This window comes from Ruegeria sp. B10, from assembly GCF_056539825.1.
On the sequence record NZ_JBQFVP010000017.1, the window covers coordinates 24,281 to 49,551 of the forward strand.

The 25,271-nt window shown below is 56.8% G+C and carries 22 protein-coding genes; 8 read left to right on the forward strand and 14 right to left on the reverse strand.

The window, feature by feature from the left end; genetic code table 11:
• The first annotated feature begins 39 nt into the window (after positions 1-39).
• The 3 genes from ACR0J4_RS20315 to ACR0J4_RS20325 are packed head-to-tail and all read left to right on the forward strand — an operon-like array spanning position 40 to position 3,769.
• On the forward strand, positions 40-1,113 hold the full coding sequence (locus ACR0J4_RS20315; protein ID WP_480513629.1) for an ABC transporter permease: 1,074 nt from the start codon (positions 40-42) through the stop codon (positions 1,111-1,113).
• Positions 1,110-1,985: an ABC transporter permease gene (locus tag ACR0J4_RS20320; protein WP_480668804.1), complete on the forward strand. Its 876-nt coding sequence runs from the start codon at positions 1,110-1,112 to the stop codon at positions 1,983-1,985. Before ACR0J4_RS20315 ends, ACR0J4_RS20320 begins: the two co-directional genes overlap by 4 nt.
• A complete protein-coding gene (locus ACR0J4_RS20325; protein WP_170667826.1) occupies positions 1,982-3,769 on the forward strand; it encodes an ABC transporter ATP-binding protein in 1,788 nt (595 codons plus the stop codon). The genes ACR0J4_RS20320 and ACR0J4_RS20325 overlap by 4 nt, the downstream gene beginning before the upstream one ends.
• A 7-nt stretch (positions 3,770-3,776) precedes the next feature.
• Here the strand turns inward: ACR0J4_RS20325 and ACR0J4_RS20330 are convergent, their stop codons facing one another.
• Complete coding sequence (locus ACR0J4_RS20330; protein WP_245223334.1) at positions 3,777-4,976, reverse strand: serine hydrolase domain-containing protein; 1,200 nt, start codon at positions 4,974-4,976, stop codon at positions 3,777-3,779.
• A 108-nt stretch (positions 4,977-5,084) separates the two neighbouring features.
• On the opposite strand from ACR0J4_RS20330, the gene gcvA reads away from it, so the two are divergent.
• Positions 5,085-6,014 (forward strand): transcriptional regulator GcvA, encoded by a 930-nt coding sequence (gene gcvA / locus ACR0J4_RS20335; RefSeq protein WP_170667827.1) that lies wholly within the window; start codon positions 5,085-5,087, stop codon positions 6,012-6,014.
• On the opposite strand, the gene ACR0J4_RS20340 is transcribed toward gcvA, so the two are convergent.
• From ACR0J4_RS20340 to ACR0J4_RS20380, 9 genes are all read right to left on the reverse strand, one after another.
• Positions 6,002-6,766, reverse strand: coding sequence for an SDR family NAD(P)-dependent oxidoreductase (locus ACR0J4_RS20340; RefSeq protein WP_170667828.1), 765 nt, complete (start codon positions 6,764-6,766; stop codon positions 6,002-6,004). The two genes, gcvA and ACR0J4_RS20340, sit on opposite strands and share 13 nt — an antisense overlap.
• Before the next feature lie 407 nt (positions 6,767-7,173).
• The gene (locus ACR0J4_RS20345) at positions 7,174-8,187 is read right to left on the reverse strand and encodes a serine hydrolase domain-containing protein (RefSeq protein WP_480668805.1); all 1,014 of its coding nucleotides are present in this window, start codon (positions 8,185-8,187) and stop codon (positions 7,174-7,176) included.
• Between the two features lie 125 nt (positions 8,188-8,312).
• Positions 8,313-10,403 (reverse strand): acetate--CoA ligase family protein, encoded by a 2,091-nt coding sequence (locus ACR0J4_RS20350; protein ID WP_170667830.1) that lies wholly within the window; start codon positions 10,401-10,403, stop codon positions 8,313-8,315.
• Complete coding sequence (locus ACR0J4_RS20355) at positions 10,400-11,560, reverse strand: acyl-CoA dehydrogenase family protein (protein ID WP_170667831.1); 1,161 nt, start codon at positions 11,558-11,560, stop codon at positions 10,400-10,402. Before ACR0J4_RS20355 ends, ACR0J4_RS20350 begins: the two co-directional genes overlap by 4 nt.
• 11 nt (positions 11,561-11,571) lie before the next feature.
• Positions 11,572-12,369: an ABC transporter permease gene (locus ACR0J4_RS20360; protein ID WP_170568163.1), complete on the reverse strand. Its 798-nt coding sequence runs from the start codon at positions 12,367-12,369 to the stop codon at positions 11,572-11,574.
• Positions 12,366-13,214, reverse strand: a complete 849-nt coding sequence (locus ACR0J4_RS20365; protein WP_170667832.1) for an ABC transporter permease — start codon at positions 13,212-13,214, stop codon at positions 12,366-12,368. The genes ACR0J4_RS20360 and ACR0J4_RS20365 overlap by 4 nt, the downstream gene beginning before the upstream one ends.
• A gap of 65 nt (positions 13,215-13,279) precedes the next feature.
• Complete coding sequence (locus ACR0J4_RS20370) at positions 13,280-14,386, reverse strand: extracellular solute-binding protein (RefSeq protein WP_170667833.1); 1,107 nt, start codon at positions 14,384-14,386, stop codon at positions 13,280-13,282.
• A 76-nt stretch (positions 14,387-14,462) separates the two neighbouring features.
• Positions 14,463-15,464, reverse strand: a complete 1,002-nt coding sequence (locus ACR0J4_RS20375; protein WP_170667834.1) for an ABC transporter ATP-binding protein — start codon at positions 15,462-15,464, stop codon at positions 14,463-14,465.
• Positions 15,457-16,347 (reverse strand): beta-keto acid cleavage family enzyme, encoded by an 891-nt coding sequence (locus tag ACR0J4_RS20380; protein WP_170667835.1) that lies wholly within the window; start codon positions 16,345-16,347, stop codon positions 15,457-15,459. Before ACR0J4_RS20380 ends, ACR0J4_RS20375 begins: the two co-directional genes overlap by 8 nt.
• 120 nt (positions 16,348-16,467) lie before the next feature.
• On the opposite strand from ACR0J4_RS20380, the gene ACR0J4_RS20385 reads away from it, so the two are divergent.
• Positions 16,468-17,538 (forward strand): GlxA family transcriptional regulator, encoded by a 1,071-nt coding sequence (locus ACR0J4_RS20385; RefSeq protein ID WP_170667836.1) that lies wholly within the window; start codon positions 16,468-16,470, stop codon positions 17,536-17,538.
• Here the strand turns inward: ACR0J4_RS20385 and ACR0J4_RS20390 are convergent.
• Genes ACR0J4_RS20390 through ACR0J4_RS20405 form a run of 4 tightly spaced genes read right to left on the reverse strand, consistent with a single transcriptional unit; the run spans position 17,520 to position 21,808 of the window.
• A complete protein-coding gene (locus tag ACR0J4_RS20390) occupies positions 17,520-18,467 on the reverse strand; it encodes a 3-hydroxyacyl-CoA dehydrogenase NAD-binding domain-containing protein (RefSeq protein ID WP_170568167.1) in 948 nt (315 codons plus the stop codon). The genes ACR0J4_RS20385 and ACR0J4_RS20390 overlap by 19 nt on opposite strands.
• Positions 18,467-19,270 (reverse strand): carnitinyl-CoA dehydratase, encoded by an 804-nt coding sequence (locus ACR0J4_RS20395; RefSeq protein ID WP_170568168.1) that lies wholly within the window; start codon positions 19,268-19,270, stop codon positions 18,467-18,469. The genes ACR0J4_RS20390 and ACR0J4_RS20395 overlap by 1 nt, the downstream gene beginning before the upstream one ends.
• 4 nt (positions 19,271-19,274) lie before the next feature.
• Positions 19,275-20,315, reverse strand: coding sequence for an LLM class flavin-dependent oxidoreductase (locus tag ACR0J4_RS20400; RefSeq protein WP_170486588.1), 1,041 nt, complete (start codon positions 20,313-20,315; stop codon positions 19,275-19,277).
• Between the two features lie 11 nt (positions 20,316-20,326).
• Positions 20,327-21,808 carry an aldehyde dehydrogenase gene (locus tag ACR0J4_RS20405; protein WP_170568169.1) on the reverse strand — a complete coding sequence of 494 codons (1,482 nt, stop codon included), beginning with the start codon at positions 21,806-21,808 and terminating at the stop codon, positions 20,327-20,329.
• Between the two features lie 143 nt (positions 21,809-21,951).
• Here ACR0J4_RS20405 and ACR0J4_RS20410 point away from each other — a divergent pair, with 143 nt between their 5' ends.
• Genes ACR0J4_RS20410 through ACR0J4_RS20420 form a run of 3 tightly spaced genes read left to right on the forward strand, consistent with a single transcriptional unit; the run spans position 21,952 to position 25,258 of the window.
• Positions 21,952-22,353 carry a RidA family protein gene (locus ACR0J4_RS20410; protein ID WP_170418304.1) on the forward strand — a complete coding sequence of 134 codons (402 nt, stop codon included), beginning with the start codon at positions 21,952-21,954 and terminating at the stop codon, positions 22,351-22,353.
• A gap of 32 nt (positions 22,354-22,385) precedes the next feature.
• Complete coding sequence (locus tag ACR0J4_RS20415; RefSeq protein WP_480668806.1) at positions 22,386-23,153, forward strand: alpha/beta fold hydrolase; 768 nt, start codon at positions 22,386-22,388, stop codon at positions 23,151-23,153.
• A complete protein-coding gene (locus tag ACR0J4_RS20420) occupies positions 23,150-25,258 on the forward strand; it encodes a CoA transferase (protein ID WP_170667838.1) in 2,109 nt (702 codons plus the stop codon). The genes ACR0J4_RS20415 and ACR0J4_RS20420 overlap by 4 nt, the downstream gene beginning before the upstream one ends.
• The last annotated feature ends 13 nt before the right edge of the window (positions 25,259-25,271 follow it).

The window sequence follows — 25,271 nt, forward strand, 5'->3', positions numbered from 1 at the left end:
TTCTCCAGCCCTGCGGAACAAACAACAAAATCTCGGTCTTTGCCCAAACAAAAGAATACACATGCCTTTGCTATAACCAAAACGACCCCAAACTGGTCGCTATGGTTGTTTGTCTCGCTTCAAGCTTGCGCCGAATATGCCGGAAGCCTTGAAGGGAGGACCAAGGTGTACCGAATTATTCTGACCCGCCTGGCTCAGGGTTTACTAACCTTGCTCCTTGCTTCCATCATTATCTTCGGCGCGACGGAAATCCTTCCGGGCGACGTTGCTGAAGCCATTCTAGGACAAAGCCGCACCGAAGAATCGCTTGCCGCGCTTCGCGAAGAGATGGGACTCAACCGCCCTGCAGTAGTGCGTTATCTCGATTGGCTGGGCGGTATGATTCAAGGGGATCTGGGGACATCATTGGCCACCAAGCGACCTGTGGCTGACATGATAGAAAGCCGTATGTGGAACACTCTGCGGCTTGCGCTTTTGGCAGCGGCAATCTCGGTTCCGATGTCTTTGGCTCTTGGCCTTTGGTCTGCGATGCGCGCCGGTGGCCGGATCGACAAAACTCTTGCCATGACCACACTTGCGTTGATTGCAGTGCCTGAATTCTTCATTGGTCTCATTCTGATGAAAGTTTTTGCAGTCGAACTAAAGTGGCTCTCCGCGTCGGCCAACACGCGGCCCTACTTTGATTTCTGGCAGAATTTCCGGGCCTTGGCTCTCCCCGTAGCCACCCTCAGTTTTGCCGTTCTGGCGCACATGATGCGGATGACACGTTCTTCCGTCATCAACATCTTCACCTCCCCATACTTGGAGATGGCAGCACTCAAGGGCTTGCCCAAGCGTAGGCTGGTTTTGCGCCACGCGCTGCCTAACGCGCTGTCGCCGATCTTCACGGTTATTGCACTTAATCTGAGTTACATGGTGTCCGGTGTCATTATCGTTGAAACCGTGTTTGGCGTACCCGGCTTAACGCGGCTTCTGGTCGACGGTGTCACTCTGAGGGACATTCCACTCATCCAGGCCTGTGCAATGATTTTTGGCACTGTCTATATCCTTCTGAATCTACTGGCCGACGTCCTGTCCATCATGGCGAACCCGCGCTTAAGGTACCCAAAATGAGCGAAGCAACCGATATCCCCACTCCCCGGGCCTCCGTCTTTGCGGGCCTGCGCCTGACCTGGACTGCAGGTATTGCCGGCGCGGTGCTGCTGTTCTGGCTCATCCTTGCGGTTTTTGGGCCATGGATCGCACCCCATGGTGAAGCCGAAATCATCTCAGGCCAGACCTTTGCACCAATAGGCGAAGGCGGTTTGCTGGGTACTGACAAGCTGGGACGAGATGTATTGTCCCGCCTGATCTATGGAGTACGTACAACGCTGTTGCTGGCACTTGTCACCACCATGATCTCTTTTTTATTCGGCGTCGCACTCGGTTTTGCCGCCGCGATTCTGAGAGGCTGGTTCGATATCGTAGTAAGCCGCGTTGTCGAGGCATTCATGGCTTTCCCCTCCACCCTATTGGCTTTGGTTGTCATAGGCGCCTTCGGTACTTCTATCACAGTGCTTGTTCTGACTGTTGGGTTGGTCCTCTCGACCAGCGTATTCCGTGTCTCTCGAGCACTTGGTTATGACATCGGCGTTATGGATTTTGTCGAGGCTGCCCGTGCGCGGGGCGAAGGCACCTGGTGGATTCTGACACGTGAGATCTTACCCAATTCCATGGCCCCCTTGATTGCCGAGTTTGGCCTTCGATTCACCTTTTCGATCCTGTTCCTTTCGGGCCTGTCGTTTCTTGGCCTAGGAGTGCAAGAACCTGCGGCCGACTGGGGGCTCATGGTGCAGGAAAACGTGGGGGGGCTGTTCCTCGGTTCGTCCGCAGCGCTTATACCAGCTGCATGCATTGCCTCCTTGACCGTTTCCATGAACCTGCTTGTTGACTGGTTCCAACAGCGCCAGCAAGGCGAAACTGTTCTGGAGAAGATCGACCAATGACCGACATTCTGACCATCAAGGACCTGCGCGTCGAGGGACGCCCCCCAGGCGGTAACTATGTGCCAATTGTCAAGGGCGTGTCCATGAGCGTCGCCAAGGGCGAAGTGTTGGCACTCATTGGCGAAAGCGGCTCGGGCAAATCTACGATCTCTCTGGCATCAATGGGTTTTGCCCGCCCCGGCTGTCGCATCTCAGGGGGTGAAGTCTGGCTGAACGGACGGGACATTATGAAATTGCCCCCACGCGACCGCCACAGCTTGCGCGGGGACGAAGTGTCTTACGTGGCACAATCGGCAGCAGCTAGCTTCAACCCTGCGCTTAGGATCGGCAAGCAAGTTATCGAGGCACCTCTTTGGCATGGCACCGGAGATGCCGAAACTCTGACCGCGAATGCAATAGAGCTTTACCGCAAACTTGACTTGCCCGCCGCGGAAACCGTCGGCGACAAGTTTCCACATCAGGTTTCGGGTGGTCAGTTGCAGCGCTTGATGGCTGCAATGGCCATGTCCTGTGGACCCGACCTTCTGATACTCGACGAACCCACCACTGCGCTTGACGTAACGACCCAGATCGAGGTGCTGAAAGCCTTTAAGGACATTATCCGCGATCAGGGTACCGCCGCGATTTATGTCACACATGATCTCGCCGTAGTCTCGCAGGTGGCTGACCGAATTCTAGTGCTAAAAAACGGCGAGATGGTCGAGGAAGGCACAACGGATCAGATCTTGCACCACCCACAGCACGAGTACACTCGCACACTGATGGAGGCTGTCCGTCCTGCTCCACACTTGGTGGATCACGTGGAGACAGATCTGGCTCAGAGGCCGGTGATTTCGGCACGGAACGTGACTGCGGGTTATGGAGCTCTGACCATTCTCTCTGATGTATCCGTCGATGTACCTGCCGCTTCGGTCGTGGGCGTAATTGGCGAAAGTGGTTGTGGAAAAAGCACACTTGCCCGAGTTGTTGCGGGCCTCACACCGTTAAAGGGCGGAGAAGTCCAACTCGATGGCAATACCGCCGCTCCAGCAGTGAAGGATCGGTCGATTGAAACGCTCAAGGATTGCCAGATCGTCTTTCAAATGGCTGACACGGCGCTTAATCCTCGGCAACGGATCAGCGATATCCTGGGCCGTCCTCTGGAATTCTATCTGAACCTCAAGGGGCGCGCACGCGCCCAGAAGGTCGGCGACCTTTTGGAACTGGTCGATCTTCCTCGCGATTTCGCCTCCCGCTATCCCGGAGAGCTGTCTGGTGGGCAAAAGCAACGCATTAATCTCGCTCGCGCGCTTGCCGCCGAGCCCAAGGTGATCCTTTGTGACGAGGTGACTTCGGCGCTGGACACCGTGGTGGCCGCAGGTGTGATCGAACTCCTGAAATCGCTGAAGGACAAACTGGGCGTCGCCTACATGTTCATCAGTCACGATCTTTCCACTGTAGCTTCTTTCGCCGATGAGGTGGTTGTACTGTATGCCGGACGTGTCGTCGAAAAGGGACCATCAAAAGCGGTTTTTCGCCCGCCTTTTCACCCCTACACAAAGCTGTTGCTATCTTCGGTGCCCGAGATGCGCCAAGGCTGGCTGGAAGGCGTGGCAGATACAAGCGAGGCAAAGGCGGCTAGCGCTGGCAGCGTCGAAATCGGTGCGCGGGGCTGCCCCTTCGCCAACCGCTGCACCCATATCATTGCGGGAACATGTGATACTCGGACTCCACCTTTGCATGACCTACCCGGTGGATTGAGCATCGCTTGCCATTTGACCCAGACGAACCTGCCCCTAGACTGACGTCGCCTCAGTCCACCAGCGCCTGGTAACTCAGAACTCTAAGCTCACGGCGCAGGGTATAGGCGCTCGAAGGAATTAGCTGCGTCATAAGTATCACAGTCATCTCCTCGATCGGGTCCACCCAAAAGGCGGTCGAGGCCATACCGCCCCAGGCAAATTCACCGGGTGAGCCGATGATTTTGGCCCGCGCCGGGTCTAACATCACCGACACACCGAGTCCGAAGCCAACCCCCTCAAAGGTAGTTTCGCTGAAATGAGCCTGTCCCCGGCTCGCCAAATCGCCGCCCATGTGATTGCATACCATTAGATCAAAAGCCTTGCGCCCTAGTAACCTGCCTCCGTCACATCTGCCGCGCCGAAGAAGCATCGTTGCAAAACGCTGGTAGTCGTCCATTGTGGAGAGCAACCCACCGCCCCCGCTTTCCAAGGTAACCGGCGCAATGAAACCTTTCTGATCATCAGAAGCAACAAAGCCGCCTGGCGCGCGGTCATAGAGCGTGGCCAAGCGGCCAGACTTATCGGCCGATACGGCGAAGCCTGTGTCCACCATTCCGAGCGGATCAAAGATCTGTGTCTTAAGAAATTCGCCGAGAGGCTGACCACTGATAACCTCGATCAAATGGCCGAGAACATCCGTCGAAAGGCCATAAAACCAACGGTCACCCGGCTGAAAGGCCAAGGGAAAACTCGCTAGCACTTCAACAGCTTCCGCCATCGTCGTAAGACCTCTGTCAAAGTCGAGACCGCTATCCGAAAGGGCACGCTCCAGCTCGTTTCCCTGCGGATCACCATAGACGATCCCCGCCTGGTGTGTGAGAAGATCATGGATTGTAATACCCCGGTCAGCTGGCTCGGTCTCGTTCAGAGCGTGACCAGGACCCTTCCAGACCTGCGGGTTTGCGAAATCTGGGAGAAAGTCGCAAACAGGCTGATCCAGTTGAAACGCCCCTTCTTCGTAGAGCATAAGCAGGGCGAGTGAGGTCACAGGTTTGGTCATCGAATAGATGCGCCAAATAGTATCAGGTAATACAGGCCGCTTCGACTTTGCATCGGCAAATCCCGCACGCTCCGAAAAACATATCTTTCCCCGGCGAGATATTTGCACAGCCAGACCAGAAAGGCGTCCGTCATGCACATGGGCGTTCATCCAATTGGTGATGCGCGACAGCTTAATCGGGTCTAATCCCAAGGTATCTTCTGGTTGCAAGTCGTCAGCTCCATATAGTCTCAACGTCAATCTGCACCGAGATTCTCTTGGCGTTCAAGCGATAGATAATCTATCTATAACCTAACTGAAATTATGCTTGAGTTGGCCATGAGTACACGGCGACTTCCCCACCTGACCTGGCTGCGCGCATTCGAAGCGTCGGCCAGGCATCTGAGCTTTACCCATGCGGCGCAGGAACTGAACCTGACACAAGCAGCGATCAGCAAACAAGTGAAATTGCTGGAGCATTACTTGCGCGAGCCGCTCTTTGAGCGCAAACCCAGAAGTCTGGTCCTGACCAAAGTGGGCGCCGCCTATCTACCGAAGGTCAGAGACGGCTTTGAACGCCTGGCCGCGGGAACCGAGGAAGTGTTTGGCCTGCGGCGCTCCGAAGTCCTGACCGTGCGGGCGCCGGTCGGGTATTCAGTTAACTGGATCGCGCCGCGACTTCAGGGATTCTTTGACCGCCACCCGGACACTGAAGTGCGTCTGGTCTCAAGTGTATGGGGAGATCAGTTCGACAATGAGCGGTTTGATCTCGATATCCAATACGGCACAGGGAAGTGGCCAGGATACAAAGCCGACCGGTTAACTTGGGAGGTGATCAAACCGGTTTGCTCTCCAATTTTGCTTGAGGGTTCCAAAGCGATCCGCAAACCAGATGATCTTGTCCACCATCGCCTGCTACACGTGCTCGGTTACGAGGAGGGTTGGGCTGACTGGTTGCGTTATGCAAAGGCAAGCGGTGTCAACTCGGGCCAGGGGTTACAGTTCGACACCTCGCTGCTTGCTTTCGAGTTTGCCTCTCGTGGTGGCGGTGTAGCTTTAGCACGGTCCTCAATGTGCGGCGTCGAGATCGAGCGCGGACGACTTGTTGAACCCTTCGAGCTCGAAGCGCCCCTGCAGGAGGCTTTCTACTTGATCGCACCGGAAGCGGATCGCGACCATCCTGATGCCCAAAATTTTCGCGAGTGGCTGATCGAGACGTCAGAAAACGACCTCGAGAACAAGCGCATTCGAGAGACCTATCCGGCTTGAAGCCGCACGCCTGCGTCAAGACGAATGGTCTCGCCGTTCAGCATAGGGTTTTGGATGATGTTAACGGCAAGGCGCCCAAATTCCGCGGGCTCGCCAAACCTGTTTGGAAACATCCGGCCATCTAGCATCCCGTCGATTACCTCCTGCGGAATATGATCAGCGATCGGAGTGCGAAATAATCCGGGCGCAATTGTCATGACCCGCACTCCGCGGGGCATGAATTCACGGGCGGCCTGCAATGTCAGACTGGCAATCGCGCCCTTTGAAGCCACATAAGCCCCCTGCCCAATTTGACCCTCGATTGAAGTAATCGAGCCTGTGTTGATGATAATCCCGCGCTCGCCATCTTGATTGAGCGGCTCCTGCTGCATCATCCGGGCTGCGCATTTCGTCATGACGCTGACGGTTCCCATCAGGTTGACGTTGATCACCTTCGCGAAAGCTTCCATATCAACTGGACCGTCCCGTCCGACAAGTCGCATACCGCCGGGGATGCCCGCACAGTTGACAACTATGCGAATTGGTCCGCTCCGGTCTTCGGCCAGATCCAAAGCGGCCTCGACCGCAGAACTGTTTATAACATCACAACCTATGCCAAGCGCGCCGATTTCCGCTGCCGCGTTTTTTACCCGAACTTCATCGAGGTCCAGCAAGGTAACTCGTGCTCCGGCTTTGCTGAGCGCCTGTGCAGTAGCAAGCCCCAGTCCTGATCCTGCCCCGGTCACGATCGCAGATAGTCCTTCAATATCCATGCGTTATAATCTCCGTTTGTTCAAAACTTCTTAACCCAGAACCAGAAGGTAAACATCGAAGTTCTATTTACCCTTTGGCCAACCAAAAAACATTTTGCCTCCGCGTGCAGTGCAATATGTCGGGACGGTCGGGTCACAAACCTGCGCTGTTGTTTCGAACAATTGCTCCGCGATAAGCAACTTCGGGCGGGTTGAGTTACACCCGCGACATGCCTTGTTGACAACTTCGGCAGGATATCACGACAGACGTAAATGCCGCGCTGAGAAGAAGTTCAGTTTAGGTGATCGAAACTGGATGATCGAAGAGTGGGTCGGATCACTCTAAAAGACTCGGCCCAGGTCAAGGACTGCAAAGCGGCCAATCCGTGCCTTCCCCGCTGACACTTAGCTCGGCAACTGCAAACCCGTCAAATGACAGAAAGGCAGACGTCTCGAAGCGTTGTGGCCAGCTCTCCCATATAGGTGTCATCGTAACCCGAGTCATTCTCCAGCACACTTAAGAATGCACAGCTGGTGCCGGTGACCATATCCACCATGAGGAACTGCCCTCCATAGCCAGCATGACCGATTAATCGACCGTCGGTCATGGTCTGGTTTGAGTACTTGAGCCAATTCTTGGGTGATGTCATCGCTGGCGCGCGGCGGATCAGAGTTTCTTGCAGGAAACCGATGTTGGCCATAGGTCGACCGTGCAGGTCGCGGCCTTCCCGCGCCAGTAGCAACCCGAACCGCGCGAGGTCGCGCACGCTAAGGCAACCGCCACCAGAAAACGCTGGGTGCCCGTCCTTGCTGAGGCTGATGTGAAAGGCGCCCTCGTATCCTGCCGCATCAACAATTTCTTCGATTTGTTCAGCTAGTGGAATGGGCGAAACCTCGGCCGCTATCAGGGTCAGGACATCCGTGTTCGCGGATTTATAGTCGGCTTGTCGCACCCCCGAGTTTATCCTGAAACCAGTGATCGAGGCCGCAAATTCCGCAAGCGTGATTTCCTTTTCACCCTCGCCGGGCAAGCGCCAACCCAGGGCGACCTCTTCAGTATAGCAGTCGGCAGCGGGGTCAGCATAATCCTCGGTGAAGTCGTTATCGACGTTCATGTCGAGCAAAGATTGAATGCTGGCCTCGGCATACCCGCTGCCGATACCCGGCAGATAGTCGCGGACTCGCGCGTCCAATGACAACAGCCCCTGTGCAAGCAGACGACCTATGATTAAGTGGATGTGTAGCTTTGTCACCGACTGGATGGAATGCGGCGCTGAGGTCGAAAAGTCATTTGCGGCTTTTTCCAGAATGATCTTGTCGTTCTTTAAACAGCAGAACGCAGAGAACGCCGGATGGGCAAGCATTTGTGCCAGTTCAGGCACTCGGGCGCACAGATTCTGCTCGGCGGCTTCCAGCTGCAAAACCTCACTGGAACGCACCATGAGACATCGGCGGAACAGCCGATATGCGTTGTGGAACCCATGCCGGCGAAATTCCGGCTGGTTCCACCGTTGCTTGTTGTCGTCTCCAACAGCCAGATCGGGATTGGGTATGATCCTATTCCTGCTCATGACCGAGGCACCTGGATCAGGGCATCAACGGCGACGATGTGATCTGGGTAGACAAACATCGGGTTGATCTCGACCTCTGCGACCCGGCTGCGCGCCTCTAGGAACGCCGCACAAAACCGGTGCAGCGCATCCGAAATTCGCGGAATATCCGCTTTTTGACTGCCCCGGTACCCTTCCAACAGTCGAGCTACACGGAGCGAACACAATGCGCGCTCGATCTCGTCTTTTGAGGCAGGCAACAATACAGTGCGCGCATCTCGGACCAACTCGGTCAAAACACCGCCGCTACCAATCACCAAGCTGGGACCAAATTGCGGATCAGCACGCAGCGTGACGATCAGCTCTGCAAGCGGCTTGGGCGACATGGCTTCGATCAGGAAGCGATCCGTCACCGCCGCGCGGTCATAAGCCGCAACCGTTGCCATCATTGCCTTGATCGCCGAGGACAGCCCCTCCGCATCCTTGATCCCCAAAGCGACCGCGCCCGCTTCGGTCTTGTGAGGCAAGCTTGGTGACATCATTTTCAGCGCGACCGGATAGCCGATATCCTGCGCAACGCCAGCTGCCTCGGCCGCGTTGCAGACATGTCCGTTTGGCACAGCAACAGCCCTTTGCCTGAGCCAGGATTTACCTTTGTCTTCGGTCAATACTACTGGGTTCGGGATAGTTGCACCGGGTCGCAAGGCAGCAGGCCGGTCAATCCTTGTCCGCGCCCTTGCTTCGGACCACCAAATAGCATCACGCATGGCATTCAACGTCTCGTGAATACCCTGCATAGGCGCAACCCCCAGTTCAATGAGATGTCTGCGGGTCCCACGATCAAGATTTTCAGGTAGGGTCGCGCAGATCGCTGCCGGGACGGAGTGTTCCTGAGCGGCCTGCGCAAAAGCTGCAGCATCGTTCTGGTAGTAGATCTTGGACGCGTCCAACCCTTCTGCCGGGTAGTCCTGCACCAGAACAGCCAGATCCGCGTTGAGGGCCGATAGCGCCGTGGCAAAAACCGGGTAAGTCTTATCGCCCTGTCCCCAGATCGGGGTCGTATAGTCCAGCGGGTTGGAAACCGTCGCGATCTCAGGCAGCAAACTGGTCAGGCTTTCCTGCCCTGCAGAGCCCACTTTGGGAAAGCACACACCAATCCTTTCCGAGTGATCTGCGAGCATCGTCGCCCCGCCCCCAGAACAGGTAAAGCCAGCGACACGCCTGCCTTGCGGCGCGCCTGCTACGCAGAGGTACTTCAGCGTTTCTAGAAACTGCGACGGGCTGGTGACGTCGATCACCCCGGTGCGATCAAACAGTGCCTGATAAAGCTCGCTCGAACCGGACAGAGAGCCGGTGTGACTGACCGTCAGAGTCGCCCCAATGGCGGAATTGCCGGTCTTCAGTGCGACAACCGGAACCCCCCGATCCAGGGCTTTCAGCGCGGCGCGTTCAAAAGCAGCAATGTCACGCAACCCTTCGATGTGCAATCCAATGGCGCGCACAGCCGGGTCTTCAGAAAAGGCATCCAGGAATTCCTCAATCCCCAAGACCGCCTGATTGCCTGCAGAAACCATGTAGGCCATTGGCAATGAACGCGCGCTCATGGTGATGTCGGATGAGAACATACCGGACTGGGTAATGATCGCCGCACCGTATCCCGGCGACCAGCCGCCATGTTCAAATGACCAAAGAGCGGCATTGTCGATATAGTTGATCATGCCATAGCAGTTTGGGCCGATCAGAGCCATATCTCCGGCGACTTCGATCAGATCTCGTTCCGATTGTATGTCGCCAGTTTCCTTGAAGCCCGCGGAAAAACAAACGACACCACCTGCACCCATCTGTTCCAATTCTCTCAGGGCATCAGTCACCCCGACCGCAGGGATAGCGAGATAGACGGCATCAGGTGGCTCCGGCAGGTCCGAGATGCTGGGAACACAGCCCACGCCATCCAGATCGGCGCGTTTGGGATTAACGGCCCACATTTGCCCTTGAAATCCACGCCGGCGGGCTTCGCGCACGGCAATGGTCGCATCACGTCCACCAATAAACGCGATGTGGCGCGGCTTTAAGAGACGCTCAAGGTTTTCGCGCCGCGCCGGCGTCATGCGCCAAGTGGCCTCAGGATGGACCTGGTGATGATGTGGCGTTGGATTTCGCTGGTGCCGTCCCAAATCCGCTCCAATCGGCTATCGCGCCAGAACCGTTGGATCGGCATTTCCTCCATCAATCCCATGCCACCAAAAATCTGAACGGCATCATCGGCGATTTTGTTGAGCATCTCTGAGCAGTAAACCTTGACCATTGCCGCATCTGCATCACCCATGACACCCGCTTCGGCACGTGCAACGGCGTCTTGCACCATCAAATCGGCCGCACGCAACGTCATCGCACCGTCCGCCAAACGGAAGCCGGTGGCCTGAAACGTACCGATCGGTTTACCGAATTGCTTGCGCGTTGCGGCCCACTCGGTCGCTAGGTCAAGGATGCGTTCGGCCTTACCGCAGCAGGTCGCGCCGACCCAGATACGCCCCATGCCGAGCCACTTTCCCGACAGCTCAAGCCCGCGACCCTCTTCGCCCAGGATCTGGTCCGGACCAAGACGCACATTGTCGAAACTCAACTCAAAAGTCTTGTAACCGCGATAGCTGACGCAATGCGTCCCTTCGCGGCAGTCGAACCCCGGAAGGCCCACATCGACCAGAAAAGCCGTCACCCGTTTGCGTGGGCCGCGTGGTGTTTCATCTGTACCAGTTGCAGCAAAGACAATCGCGAAATCCGGCATGCAGGGACCGGAGATAAAGTGTTTGGAACCATTCAGGATCCAGTCATCCCCGTCGCGTATCGCATTTGTCTTCATCCCCATGACATCCGAACCTGCGTCAGGCTCTGTCAAGGCAAAGAGCTCACGCTTTTCACCGCGCACGGCAGGAAGCAAATATCGCTCGCGCTGGTCTCCTTCGCAGGCCATCAGCAATTCCGTCGGGCGGGCCGCCCAGCTTTGTAGCGCATGGCTTGTACGGCCGTATTCCCGCTCGATCAGGGACATGGGCCCATATCCCAGCCCTCCGCCACCGACCTCTTCGGGCAGGTTGCAGGCGAAGAGGCCCAATTCATGCGACCTCGCCTCAATCTGGCGGCCGATCTCCTCGGGCACATAGCCTAGGCGATCCACCTTTTCTTCATGCGGATACATCTCTGTTTCGACAAATCGGCGAACCGTTTTGACCAGCAGGTCTGTTTCGTGACTGGTTTCCAGATTCATGGCAGCCTCATTCATTCTGCCTGAGCCCGTGCGTTTCGCCGCGACAGTACCGCAGAGACGGCAAAGGCAATCAGGGTGATGGCAATCAGGATCACGGCAGCGGCAGCCACTGTCGGATCGGTGTTTTCACGGATGCCGTTCCACATGCGGCGCGGCAGCGTGTAGACGCTGTATTTCGAGATGAACAAGGTCACCACGATTTCATCCCAGCTGAGGATAAAGGCAAAAAGCGCCCCGGCAAAAACCCCCGGCCTGATCGAAGGCAGGATCACCCGGCGCATGGTGGTCCAGTTAGAGGCCCCGAGGTTCTTGGAGGCTTGTTCAAGCTTAGGATCAAACGTTGCCAAGGACGCGCTGACCGTGATCAGCACCATGGGGGCCGCCAGTATTGTATGCGCAAGGATCAAACCGGCGTAGCTGTCCAGGAGACCCAGAGGTATCCACAACCGATAAAACGCCATGGCGGAAATAATCTGCGGTATGATCAATGGCAGCAACAGAAAAGCGCGCACCAGTTCGCTGAAACGCGACGAAACGCGCCACAGCCCGATCGCGCAAAGCGTGCCCAATAGCGTCGCAAGCGCAGAACAGGACACGGCAATAACACCACTTTGGAAAAAGCTCGAAAGCCATTCTTCGCTGGTGAACAGCTTTTGGAAATGGCGCAGCGAATACTCACCCTGCGGCATGGACAAAAAGCGTTTTGGCGTCAGTGAAACAGGGATGGCGATCAAGGCCGGTGTGACCAGAAACAACAGCAGCACCCAGGCCCCCACGCGGTTGAAAAATGAGAACAGGCCCGGCTTCATCGCGCTGCCCCCCCGAACACCGTGCTCAGCTTCATGAACCGCGACATGATCCAAAGCATCGCCAGAACGCCGAACAACATGATGGCCGCCAGCATCGCCGCTGTGCCCCACTTCAAGGTCACCAGTAGCTGAACCGAGATGTATTCCGCCACCATCAGCACCTTGCCGCCGCCCAATACGGCCGGTGTGACATAAAACCCGAGGCTGAGGATGAAAACCAACAGGGTCGAAGCCACAAGCCCCGGCATGGTCATCGGCAGGTAGACCCGCCAGAAGGTCTGGCTTCCGCTGGCCCCCAGGTTGCGCGAGGCGTCCATCACCCTCTGATCAATGGATTGCATCGAGACCAGCAATGGCAACACCGCATAGGGGATCATGTAATGCACCATTCCAATCAGAACGCCCAACTCATTGCGCATGAAGGCGATGGGTTCAGCAACCAGGCCGATGTCTTCCAATGTGACATTGACCAGCCCCTTGCGTCCCAGCAACATGAGCCAGGCGAAGGTGCGTACGAGGATGGAGATCCAGAACGACACCAATAGCAGGGTCAGCATGTAAGTCTTCTGACGCTGGTGGCAATGCACCATCGCATAGGCGATGGAATAGCCGAAAATGACGCTGAAGACCGTCGTGATGATGCAGATTCGTACCGTGGTCCAGACAATGCGGATCAACGCATCACCTTCCGCCAGTTTGGCATAGTTGCCAAACCCAGGCTCGGGGTCTGTTACGCTCAGCCAAAGAATATTCAGGATCGGCCCGAGATAGAGCGCGACCACCATCAGCAGCAAAGGCGCGATAATCAGCCATCCTGGGTGGATATGACGGTTTAAGGCTTGCATCCAGAGCTTTCGGAAAGGGTTTGGCAACCCGACCCTTAGGATCGGGTGACCATAAGCTAAAGCGATCAGCTGATCGCTTCGAGGAAGGCATTCACCGCGTCGCCGCCGTTTTTACCCCACCATTCAGGATCGTTGTAAACGATCTTGTCGATGTTCATGGCCGAGGTGATCGCATAAGGCTGTTGGTCCTCGGGAATCTGGCCAAAGGCCTCGGGATTCGACGGAGTCATGCCAAGGCAATCCAACAGCGCCAGCTGCGCTGGTATATCCTGCGCCGTGGCGATGAAATCCATGACTGCGGCACCAGCGGGGTTGCCCTTAGGCACGATATACGCCCCCGGCATCGCCATCGCCTGATTGTTCACCAGCTTGTATTGACCGTCAGTGTCGTTTTCGATGTTGCGACCCCGGTTCTGCCAGATGATCGCCATCGAGACCTCGTTGTTGACCACCATCGAGTGAACTTCCGATCCAGAGCCCCAGTAAAGGCTGTCATCTTTGATCGACTGGATTTTGTTCAGAGCGCGTTCCATGTCAAGCGGGTAGAGATCGCTGCCAGCGACGCCATCGGCCATCAATGCGGCCTCGAGCGACCCATTTGCCCATTTGTAAAGCGCACGGGTCCCGGGGAATTTCTCGGTATCAAAGAAATCGGCCCAGTTTTGCGGTGGATTATCGCCATAGGCTTCAGTGTCATACACAAAGGCATACCCGTAGAGGATGATCGACACCCCATATTCCAGCGCATAGCCGGGCAGCGTTTTCTCCTTGGACACCACGGAATAGTCAATCGGCTCCAGATGCCCGGTTGGTCCAAGTGACACGGCGTTGAACAAATCCGCATCCGCCACATCGGCCGTCACATTGCCACTGTCGACCATTTCCTTGATCTTGCCTTCCAGCGGACCAGAGGTATCAAACTTCAAACCTTTGCCGGTTTTGGCGGTAAAGGCCTCACCGATGGCCGAGCCATGGCATTCTTCGGATTGGCCGCCCCAGTTCCACATCACGACATGGTCTGCCGCCGCTTCGGCGTCGCCCGCCAGTACCGCATTCATTGCAACACCCGAGGCACCGCAAAGCGCCAGAAACGTGCGCCGGTCCATGCGGCCAGCCTTGAACGCCTGGGCGCTTTCGGCAAGCATTTCCTTTTTGAATTGTTTATCGTGCATTTTCTTCCTCCCATTTGATCCGAGATTTGACTCGGCTTTCGGTCATGACGCTTCTGGGCGTTCTGTGTTGGGGTGCCTAGCCCGCTTGTAGCTCCACTGCTGCTGTATCCTTCCAAAGCAAATCCACCCTCACCCCCTCTGCCAGATCGGAGGCGTTGCGCCAGACGTCGATATCAACCTCAATCTCGGCCCCCTCGTCGGTGTCCACGATGATCCTCTGCATCGAGCCGAAATAGGTGATGCTGCGAATGGCGCCCCTCATCCGGGCCTCGGTGTTTTCGTTGCCAAGCATCAGATCAATTTTTTCCGGGCGAAGGGCAAAGACCTTCCCCTGTTGATGAATGAAGTTCGATTTCCCCAGAAAGCTGGCGGTGAACTGATTGATCGGGCGCTCGTACAGCTCTTTTGGCGTGCCAACCTGCTCGATCGCGCCGTCGCGCATGATCACGATGCGGTCAGACATCGACAGTGCCTCTTCCTGATCATGGGTGACATAGATGAAGGTGGTGCCAACGCGGCGATGAATGTCCTTGAGCTGCTCCTGCACTTCGACACGCAGCTTTTTGTCCAGCGCTCCCAGCGGTTCGTCCAGCAACAGCACAGGCGGCGCAAAACACAAGGCACGTGCAAGGGCCACACGTTGTTGCTGACCACCAGACAACTGCCCCGGTTTGCGATCTGCAAACTCCTGAAGCTGAACCAGCTCCAGCATCTCGTCGACACGGTTCCGAATTTCGTCGGCGGGGCGTTTACGTACGCTTAGCGCATAACCTACGTTGTCGCGAACAGTCATATGGGGAAACAGAGCATATCCTTGAAACACCATGCCGAAATTGCGCTTTTCGGCGGGCACATCCGAGATGGACGCACCGTCCAGCGCAATCTCTCCTTTCGATATGTCGAGAAACCCGGCGATCATCATTAACAAGGTGGTTTTGCCCGATCCCGACGGGCCCAACAGCGTCAGGAACTCTCCATTTCGGATATCCAGGCAGATGTCGTTGACAGCACGGAACTGACCAAAAAACTTGGAGACATTGCGAATTTGCAAGCTACCGGTTTGGGTTGGATCAGCCATCCGCCCCCCTCAGGTTCAGCTTGTTGCGCGCCTCTTGCGGTGTCAGGATCCGCCCACCCATCCGTTCGACGATCTCTCGGGCGCGGGTGACAAGCTGGCCGTTTGTCGCCAGAACCCCGCGATCAAGGTAGATGTTGTCCTCAAGACCGACACGCACATTCCCGCCAAGCGCGACAGCTGCGGCTGCCATCGGCATCTGCCCCCGCCCAATCCCAAAACTGGCCCAGCTGGCGCCTACGGGCAGTTGCGCCTTCATGGCCGCCATGGTTTCCACCGTTTGATCGGCCCCCCATGGAATTCCAAGGCACAACTGGAACATCGGCGGCGCATCAATCAGCCCCTCCTCCACCATCGCCTTGGCAAATCGGATATGGCCGAGATCAAAGACCTCAAGCTCGGGCTTCACACCCCATTCCTGAACCAGTGCCGCCATCCGACGCAGTGTCGGTGGCGTGGAAATATAGATCATGTCCGTGTCGGAAAAATTCAGCGTGCCACAATCGAGAGAGCAGATTTCAGGCAGGCATTCCTTGATATGGGCGAGCCGTTCTTCTGGTCCAATCATGTCGGTGCCCGGACCGGGCATGGCGGGATTGGACGGGTCTGAAATCCAATCGCCCCCCATACCTGCCGTAACATTGATGACCACATCCGTATCGCTTTCGCGTATTCGATCCACGATTTCCTTGAAGAGCGCCGGATCGCGCGAGCCCTGCCCCGTTTCAGGATCACGCGCATGCACATGCGCGGCAGAGGCCCCTGCCCTGGCGGCTTCGATTGCCGCATCAGCAATTTCTTTCGGGGTCACCGGCACGTGAGGGCTCTTGCCGGTCGTATCTCCCGCACCGGTAACTGCGCAGGTCAGCACAACTTCGTAGGTCATATCCGAGCCCCCCCTTTTTACCTAGATTGCCGCGCGATTGACGGATAAAGATGTCGATTATCCGCCACAGATTAGGTTAGAATGGCGAAAAATCTGACCTAAAGCTTCTTGGTAAAACCAATGCATGTCGACATCACAACGCATATGGCTCGGGCCAAACGGCATGCCGTATTTGTCGTTGTCCCGCGTTTCAACCTGACCACGCTGATCACCATGATCGAAACCATGCGGATCGCAAATTACCTGGCGCCAGAACCGATGTTTTCCTGGGACATCGTCTCGTTCGACGGTCCTGAGATTGTTGCCAGCAATGGCATGACGACCGCAGTTGACACCGACTACGGGAGCCTCACTCCGGCAGGTTTTGTGTTTGTGTTGGGCAGTTGGGGTACTGAACACTACGAAAACACCGCTTTACTCACCTGGTTGCGAAGACGCGCACGCGCAGGCGAAACTGTTTGCGGCGTTGAATTGGGCAGCTACATCGTCGCACGTGCAGGCCTGTTGGACGGCAAACCTGCGACTATTCACTGGTCGTGGTTGAGCGGGTTCCGGGAATCCTTTGATCGGGTCGATGTCCATGAGTGTCTGTTCACTATTGACGGCAAGGTAATGACGTGCGCGGGCGGGTTGGCTGGGGTCGATCTGATGCTAAGGCTGATTGAATCCATCAGCGACAGCGGCTTTTCGGGGGAGATTGCCGACCAGATGCTGCATCACCCCATTCGCGACGCCGCCTCACCCCAGCGCAGCACCATGGGCCGGAGCACGGAAACCATGCTTCCGTTGATCCGAGAAGCGATGACCCTGATCGAAGAAAACATAGAAGAGCCGCTCAAAGTGCCCCAAATCGCTGATGTTCTGGGTGTTTCTCAGCGTCAACTGGAACGCCAATTCAAGAAACACGTGGGCTGTACCGTGGTGCAATTCGGCTTATTGCGCCGATTGCAGAATGCTCGCCTACTGTTGATTTCGACCGACCTCAGTGTACGCGAGATTGCCACCGCATCAGGATTCAATACACTGTCACATTTTGCCTATTCATTCGGTAAATTCTTCGGCCGGCGCCCATCCGAATACCGTGAGGCATGGCCGAAAAGCGAGCCGGCACCCAGCTGGCCCGGCTCTCTCTCGGATTTCTTGTCCATTCTGAACAACGTGCCCGCTCAAGGTTATCCCCCGCGGGACTGACGCAGAGCATTCAGCACTGCAACTATTTCGCGATCCCGTTGGGCTGCCATGTCCTCGAAATCTCGGTCGCCGGCGACAGCGTTGCAGCCATCGACCATGCGATCGCGCAATTCCTTCGTCAGCTCAGGTGCCTCCAACCGGGTCCAGGGCAGTTTAAGCGCCGGGCCGAACTGATCCAGGTTGGTGGCCATGCCTCCGGCACCACAGGCCACGTGAAAAGCCATACACTGACCCTGCGAGACCATACGAGGCGCCGGGCCGTTCATGAGTGCGATGTCGATGTCTTCCGGCGTTGCCTCTCCATTGGCGACCATATGCAGGGCCTCTCGCCAAAGCGCCTCTTGCAGTCGGGTCGCGACAAAGCCGGGGATCTCTTTTTTCATCATCAACGGGGCCTTGCCCGCTATTTCGTAGAATTCCCCGGCCCAAGCCACCGCCTCTGGTGATGTCTGTTCGCCGCCCACGATTTCGACCAGTGGTAGCAAATATGGTGGATTGAAGGGATGGCCGATCACACAGCGTTCCGGTGTCGCGCAAGTCGCTTGGATGTCGGTCATCATCAAGCCGGACGTGGAAGAGCCAATCACGACGTCTGTTGGCAAAATGAGCCCGAGTCGTTGATAAAGTGCCTGCTTGATCTCAAGACGCTCGGGCGCGCTTTCCTGCACAAATTCGGCGCCGTCCAGCGCAGCCTCCAGATCAGTGACAATACGCAAACGGTCAAGCGACGCGCCAGCAGCAAGGCCCAAATCCGTCAAGCTTTTCCAGGCAGTATGCAGGATCTCGTAGAAAGCATCAGTTTCGCTCGCGTCATGCAAATAGGCGGTCACATCATAACCACGCGCAAGAAAATGCGCTGCCCAGCCGCCGCCGATGGGGCCGGCTCCAATGCTGGTGATGCGGGTGATCGATGAGGGGTCAGGATACATCACTCACCCTTGAATTTGGGTTCACGCTTTTCGACAAAAGCCGCGACACCTTCGGCCGCGTCATCAGATTTCAGCATCTTGCGGTAGATCGGCATCGGATCGGTGCGCATCTTGTGAAAGGCCTGTTCCAGCGGCACGCACTCGATCTCGCGCTGCACTTCCTTGACGGATTGCATTGCAAGAGGCGCTGACCAGGCAATCGAGGCCGCCCATTCCCGGGCCGCTGTCATCAATTGATCCTTTGGAACCACCTTGTTGACCAACCCGTAATGCGCTGCCTCGGTGGCGGTCATGCGACGGCCCAATAGAAACATCTCCATCGCGATATTGTGCGGTATTCTCCGAGGCAGGCGTTGTAGTGCCCCCGCATCTGGAACGATGCCCAAAGGCATTTCAGGCAGGCCAAACTCCACATGATCCGCCGCAATCAGCAGATCACAGGCCATGGCCATCTCGAATCCACCGCCGATTGCAAGACCGTTGATGGCCGCGATAACCGGCTTGTTGAGCGCCCAATTCTCGGTCAGACCCGTGAACCCGCCAAACCCGTAGTCATCACTCTCCCACCAGTTGTCGAGTTGCATTTCGCCCTCGTTCAGGGCCTTCAAATCCCACCCGGCCGAGAAAATCCGATCTCCGCCCCCGGTCAGAATCGCGCAACGCAAGTCCTTGTCCTCGTGCAGCTCCTTAAACGCCGCGGCCAAGGCCTGACTGGTGGGAACGTCGATGGCGTTTACTTTGCCCCGCTCTAGTGTGATTTCCAGAACGTGGCCGTCGCGGTGTGTTTTGACCCCTTCTGCCATTGCTTCAGTCCTCCTTGAATTCCGGCATGACCTCGTCGCAGAACATGCGCAAGGATCGCTGCTGCGCCGCGTGATCAAGCCCCATCGAGGCATAGTAGATGAACTCGTTCACACCGAGCCCCTGATATTTCTTGAGCTTTCCAATCACACGCTCAGGTGAACCGAACATTAGGTTTTCTTCCAGCATCAAGGGATCATACTGTTCCCGGCCCTCCAACTGATCCAGCGGAATGGAAGCAGGAAAACCATCTTTGACATCGCCCAAATTGCGATAGAGGTTTTCGAACTGGCTCAGCAATCGTCGCACCGCCTTCATCGCGTTTTCGCCATCGGCCGCATTGTCGTAAACGCAGGAATGGCGCATCAGCGCAAAACGTGGAACCCAGCCATTATCCGCTTTTTCAATCGCCTCATCGAGTTGCTTTTTGTACAGCTCGGCCTCAGCGAACGGGCGGGTGAAAGGCCAGCAATTCACGTGGCAGCGTTCACGCATGGCGTAGTCATAGGTGATCGGCGAGCGCGCCGCGACCCAAACCGGAACCTCGGCTTGCAATGGTTTGGGCACCGAGGTTGATGTCGGGAATTGCCAATATTCGCCTTCATGCGCATAATCGCCCTTCCACAACTCGCGCACCGTGGGCAGCATCTCTTGCATATAGCGCCACGCATCAGATTGCTTGAGGCCCGGCTTCATGCGATCGAACTCGCGCTGATAGGCACCTGACCCGATACCAAACTCCAACCGACCGCCGCTTAAAAGATCCAGCATCGCGGCTTCACCGGCCAGGTTAATCGGGTGCCAGTACGCAGCGGTCGCCACCGCCGTACCAAGCCGGATCCGGCTGGTCTCGGATGACCACCAAGTCAGCAGTTGGAACGGGTTGGGCGCAATCGTCATTTCCAGCGCGTGATGCTCAGCAGCCCAAACGATATCGAAACCGCCATCCTCGGCGATTTGCACCATCTCCAATGTGTGGCGCGCGACGTCTTTCATATCAAGACTGTTGTCGATCCGCTCCATGTTTACGGCAAGTTGGAATTTCATGCTCACCTCCCTCAGCGCATTACAAACGGGTTCGCCATCGGCTCATCCGATGTGTTCATCCAGACCGTCTTGGGCCGGGTGTAATCGTAGATCGCCTGGAACCCGCTTTCGCGGCCATAGCCTGATCCTTTAACGCCACCAAACTCCGCTATCGGCGACACAACACGGTAGGTGTTCACCCAGACGATGCCGGCACGCACCGCATTTGCCATGCGCAAGGATCGCGCGCCGTCGGTGGTAAAGATGCCCGCCGCCAGCCCATGTTCGGTATCGTTGGCCAGTTCCAGCACCTCAGATTCGGTCTTAAAACGCTGGACGCAAAGTACAGGGCCGAAAAGCTCTGTATCGACGATACGCAGATCCTGCCGTGGGCAGTCGATGATGGTTGGCTCGAAATATAGCCCTGCTTTGCCTTCCGGCTGCTTGCCCCCCACCAGAACTGTGCCGCCCTCTTCCTGAGCGAAGGCAACCTCGCGTTGGATGTGGTCCAACTGTCCAGGGGTGCAAAGCGGCCCCATCTGAGTTTCCTCGGCCAGTGGATCGCCAATGAGGATCTGCTGCGCCTGCGCCACCATCCTGTCGAGAAACTCATCCGCGATGTCCTCGTGCAAGTAGAGCCGCGATCCGGCGACGCAGCTTTGCCCTGTCGCGCCAAAGATACCGGCAATCGAGGCATTGACTGCACTTTCGATATTGGCGTCATCAAAAACAATGAAGGGCGACTTGCCGCCCAGTTCCAATGAGACCTCGGCAAAGTTGCGTTTTGCGTTCTCCAGCACATGGCGCGCGGCATTTGGGCCACCGGTAAAAGAGACGCGCGCCACCAGTGGATGCCCGGTCAAAGCCCGTCCACAGGGCTCACCATGACCCGTTACGATGTTGACCACACCAGGCGGGATACCGGCCATTTCGACAAGTCGCCCAAACTCCAGCATGGCCGCGCTGGCATGTTCGGATGCTTTTAGAACAACCGTATTCCCGGCAGCCAATGCCGGGCCGATCTTGACCGCTACAAGGAACAATTGCGAATTCCAGGGCACCACGGCAGCAACCACGCCCAGAGGTTCGCGCTTGGTAAAGACAAACATGTCAGGTTTGTCGATGGGCAGTGTCTCGCCGCTTACCTTATCCGCACACCCAGCAAAAAAGTGGAAAAACTCGGCAATGTACTTTGCTTGCCAACGCGTTTCCTTGAGCATCTTGCCGGTGTCGATGGATTCAGTTCGTCCCAGCTCTTCGGAATGATCCGCCAGAAGATCGCCCAGCTTGCGCAGGCATTTGCCGCGCTCGGTCGGTGTCATCCGCGCCCAGGGGCCGCTGCTAAAAGCAGTGTGCGCCGCGGTGACTGCGCGGTTGATATCATCCTCAGTTGCCTCTGGAACACGGCTCCAGACCTCACCATTGGCTGGGTTGACGCTGTCAAAAGTACCGCCATCCGCAGCGTCGACCCAGTCGCCATCAATCAGCATCTGATAGTTTTTGACATCAGCCATGGCGTGCCTCCCCCCTGATTGTTGCCTCCCTATTCATGTCTGCTTTCGCGCCTCAGGGTTATGAAAATACGACGCAGTCTGTCGAAAAATCCGGGTCTCGCATCCGATCATGGGTGCAGGCTGTTCCAAAGGGAGGCTTGGAAATGGGTAGCAAAAAGCAGGTTATCGGAGGTCCACTGGAAATTGGCGGACGGGTTCTGTCGCTGTCCCGCGCCATTCGGGCAGGTGATTTCGTTTTTCTGACAGGGCAAATTCCTATGCGAGACGGCGTGCCTATGACCGATGGCACCGTCGAAGAGCAGACCCGCGCAGTTTTGGACGACATCACCAAGACACTAGCCAAGGCAGGCTGCACCCGCGACGATGTCATCAAGGCCATGGTCTGGCTGCGGGAGCGCGACGATTTCCCTGGATTTAACGCCGTCTACGCCGACTATTTTCCAGTTGAGCCTCCAACCCGGTCGGCTGTGGTCAGCGATCTTCTGGTGGATGCCCGCGTTGAGGTCGAAGTCGTAGCCTATCGCCCCCTCAAGGACCAATCCTGATGGGCATAGCACCAGACGGAACCCATTTAAAAATGACAGGACCAGAAGGTGCGCCTGTTGTGGTAATGATCCATGGGCTGGGCCTGAACCAGGATTGCTGGCAATGGACGATCCCTGCACTGTCTGATCGCTTTCGCGTTCTCACCTATGATCTATATGGTCATGGGCAAAGTGACCCGCCACCCGAACGCCCCAGCCTTTCAATGTTTTCACGCCAGCTAGAGAGCTTGCTGGACCACTGCGCCATCCAAAGCGCGGTTATCGCAGGGTTCTCGTTGGGTGGCATGATCGCGCGTCGGTTTGCCCAGGATGTGCCACAACGGGTTTCAGCTCTGGTGATCCTTCATTCCCCTCACAAACGGACCGACGCCGCACAAGAGGCAATCTTGAAACGGGTGGAACAGGCACGGTGGGACGGACCAAAGGCAACGGTCGAAGCTGCGCTGGACCGGTGGTTCACCGATGCGTTCCGCCAGTCCAACCCTCGTATGATGGAGACGGTACGCGACTGGGTCATGGCCAATGACAAAGCAATTTACCACACTATCTATCGCGTGCTGGCCGATGGTATCGACGAAATTGTTGCGCCAAGCCCGCCGATTTTTTGCCCGGCGCTGGTGATTACCGGTGATGAGGATTTCGGCAACGGGCCTGACATGGCCTATGCCATCGCAAGCGAGATTGCGGGGGGCAGTGCACTTATCCTCCCGGGACTGCGGCATATGGCACTTGCCGAAGACCCGGACGCAGTGAACAAGCCACTCCGCAGCTTTCTCAACAATCTGGATCTGAAGCCATGAGCACCAAAATCCTCAAAGGCCTGCGTGTGTTGGATTTGAGCCGGATGTTTTCAGGTCCCTATTGTACAATGCATCTGGCGGATCACGGGGCCGAGGTGATCAAGATCGAAGGCAAACATGGCGACACCAGCCGCGGCAACGGACCGTTCCGTCAAGACGATCCGGATCATGCCTGGGCCGGCTACTTTGTAAGTCTGAACCGCGGCAAGAAAAGCGTGCAGCTTGATCTGAAATCGTCCGAGGGCTGCGCGACTTTTCGAGAACTTGCGGCAACGGCGGATGTCATCGTCGAGAATTTCCGCCCGGGCGTAATGGATCGCCTTGGCCTGTCTTATGAAAGCCTTGCTGCCGACAACCCCCGGCTCGTCTATGCCGCGATCCGTGGCTTTGGCGACCCGCGCACAGGCCAAAGCCCCTATGCCAACTGGCCTTCGTACGATGTGGTTGCGCAGGCCATGGGCGGTCTGATGTCCGTCACCGGACCGAATGCTGACACACCCACCAAGACCGGACCTGGGGTGGGTGACATATTCACCGGCATGATGATGGCTTTCGGTATCATGACCGCCCTGCGCGAGGCCGAAGCGACGGGCAAAGGGCAGTTTGTGGATGTGGCCATGTATGATGCCATGATCTCGCTCTGCGAAAGAATGGTTTACTTGCATAACGTGACAGGAGAGGTGCCCGGACCGGAAGGCAACGGGCATCCATTCCTTTCCCCGTTTGGCCTTTACCCTGCAGCCGATGGCCACATCGCGCTTGGTATTGTCGATGACGCGTTTTGGCAGCTTTTGACACGGCTGATGGGGCAACCGTCACTTGGACAAGATGACCGCTTCTCCACAAGGGCGGCCCGGGCCAACCATGCTTCCGAAGTCAACAAAATCGTACGCGATTGGACCCGACAACGGACTAAGGAGCAATTGACGGCAACACTGGGTGGCCAGGTCCCGTTCGGCCCGATGAACAATATCTCGGACATCGCGGCCGACCCTCATGTAGCCAGCCGCGGCATGCTGGCGAAGGTCCCGCATCCGGATGCGGGGCATGAACCTTGGATCGTGGCAGCAAACCCGTTGCGGTTCGGTCGACACCGCCAAGGTGCACTGACGACCCCTCCTGCGCTAGGTGAGCACAATAGCATTCTGGAAGGATTGACCCCACCGGAGTCGACGGAACCCTTAGCCGGGAAGGCGCTGCGCGACGCCTTCGGGCGCTTTGCCACCGGTGTGACAGTGGTAACTACCCGGCAGCCGGACGGGACCCCGCGCGGGTTCACGGCGAACTCATTTACCTCCGTTTCTCTCGACCCACCTCTACTCCTGGTTTGTGTCGGTAAGCAGGCCTTGTCCTTTGAAACCTTCCTGCAGGCGGATCATTTCACGGTCAACGTCCTGTCGGACGACCAAAAAGAAATCTCGGGCCTTTTCGCGTCTCAATCAGCCAAAAAATTCGACATTGCAGCCTGGCAACCTGACGCGCGGAACATGCCCACGATAGACGGTGCGCTCGCCCGGTTCAGCTGTGCCCGACACCGTTTGGTCGATGCTGGTGACCATCTGATCCTGATCGGCCGCGTGGAGGATTTCGAAACGCGCGAGGGACATCCGCTGGGCTACTTTCGCGGTGCCTATTTCGATTTGGGGCTCAACAGTGCCCTGACAGAGGCCGCCACTGCAGGTGGTGTGACCGTCGGAGCGGTACTGGCCAACGAAGATCGGGTCCTACTCTCCGTTGACAAAAGCGGGCACATTTCAGTGCCGGTTGCTCCTGCAAATAACAATTCTGCAGATGGGCTGATCACTGATCTGTCAAACCGAGATTTGATTGTAGAGCTGGCGCATCCTTATGCGGTTTATCGAATATCCAAAAGTGGGACGCAGCGGATCATCTACCACGGAAGCGTTCATGGGCAGCCCCCTGACGGCATGCAATACTTTGGTCTCGGCGACTTGCCGCTGGAACGCGTACGCGACGGGGCTGAAAATTCGATGTTGCGCCGGTACGCAAAGGAAAACAGCCACGGTACATTTGGTTTCTACCACGGAACTGAAGTCGAAGGCGTCGTACACACACCGACCGGGCACCACAGCTATCACGTTTGACAGGAGAAGCAAT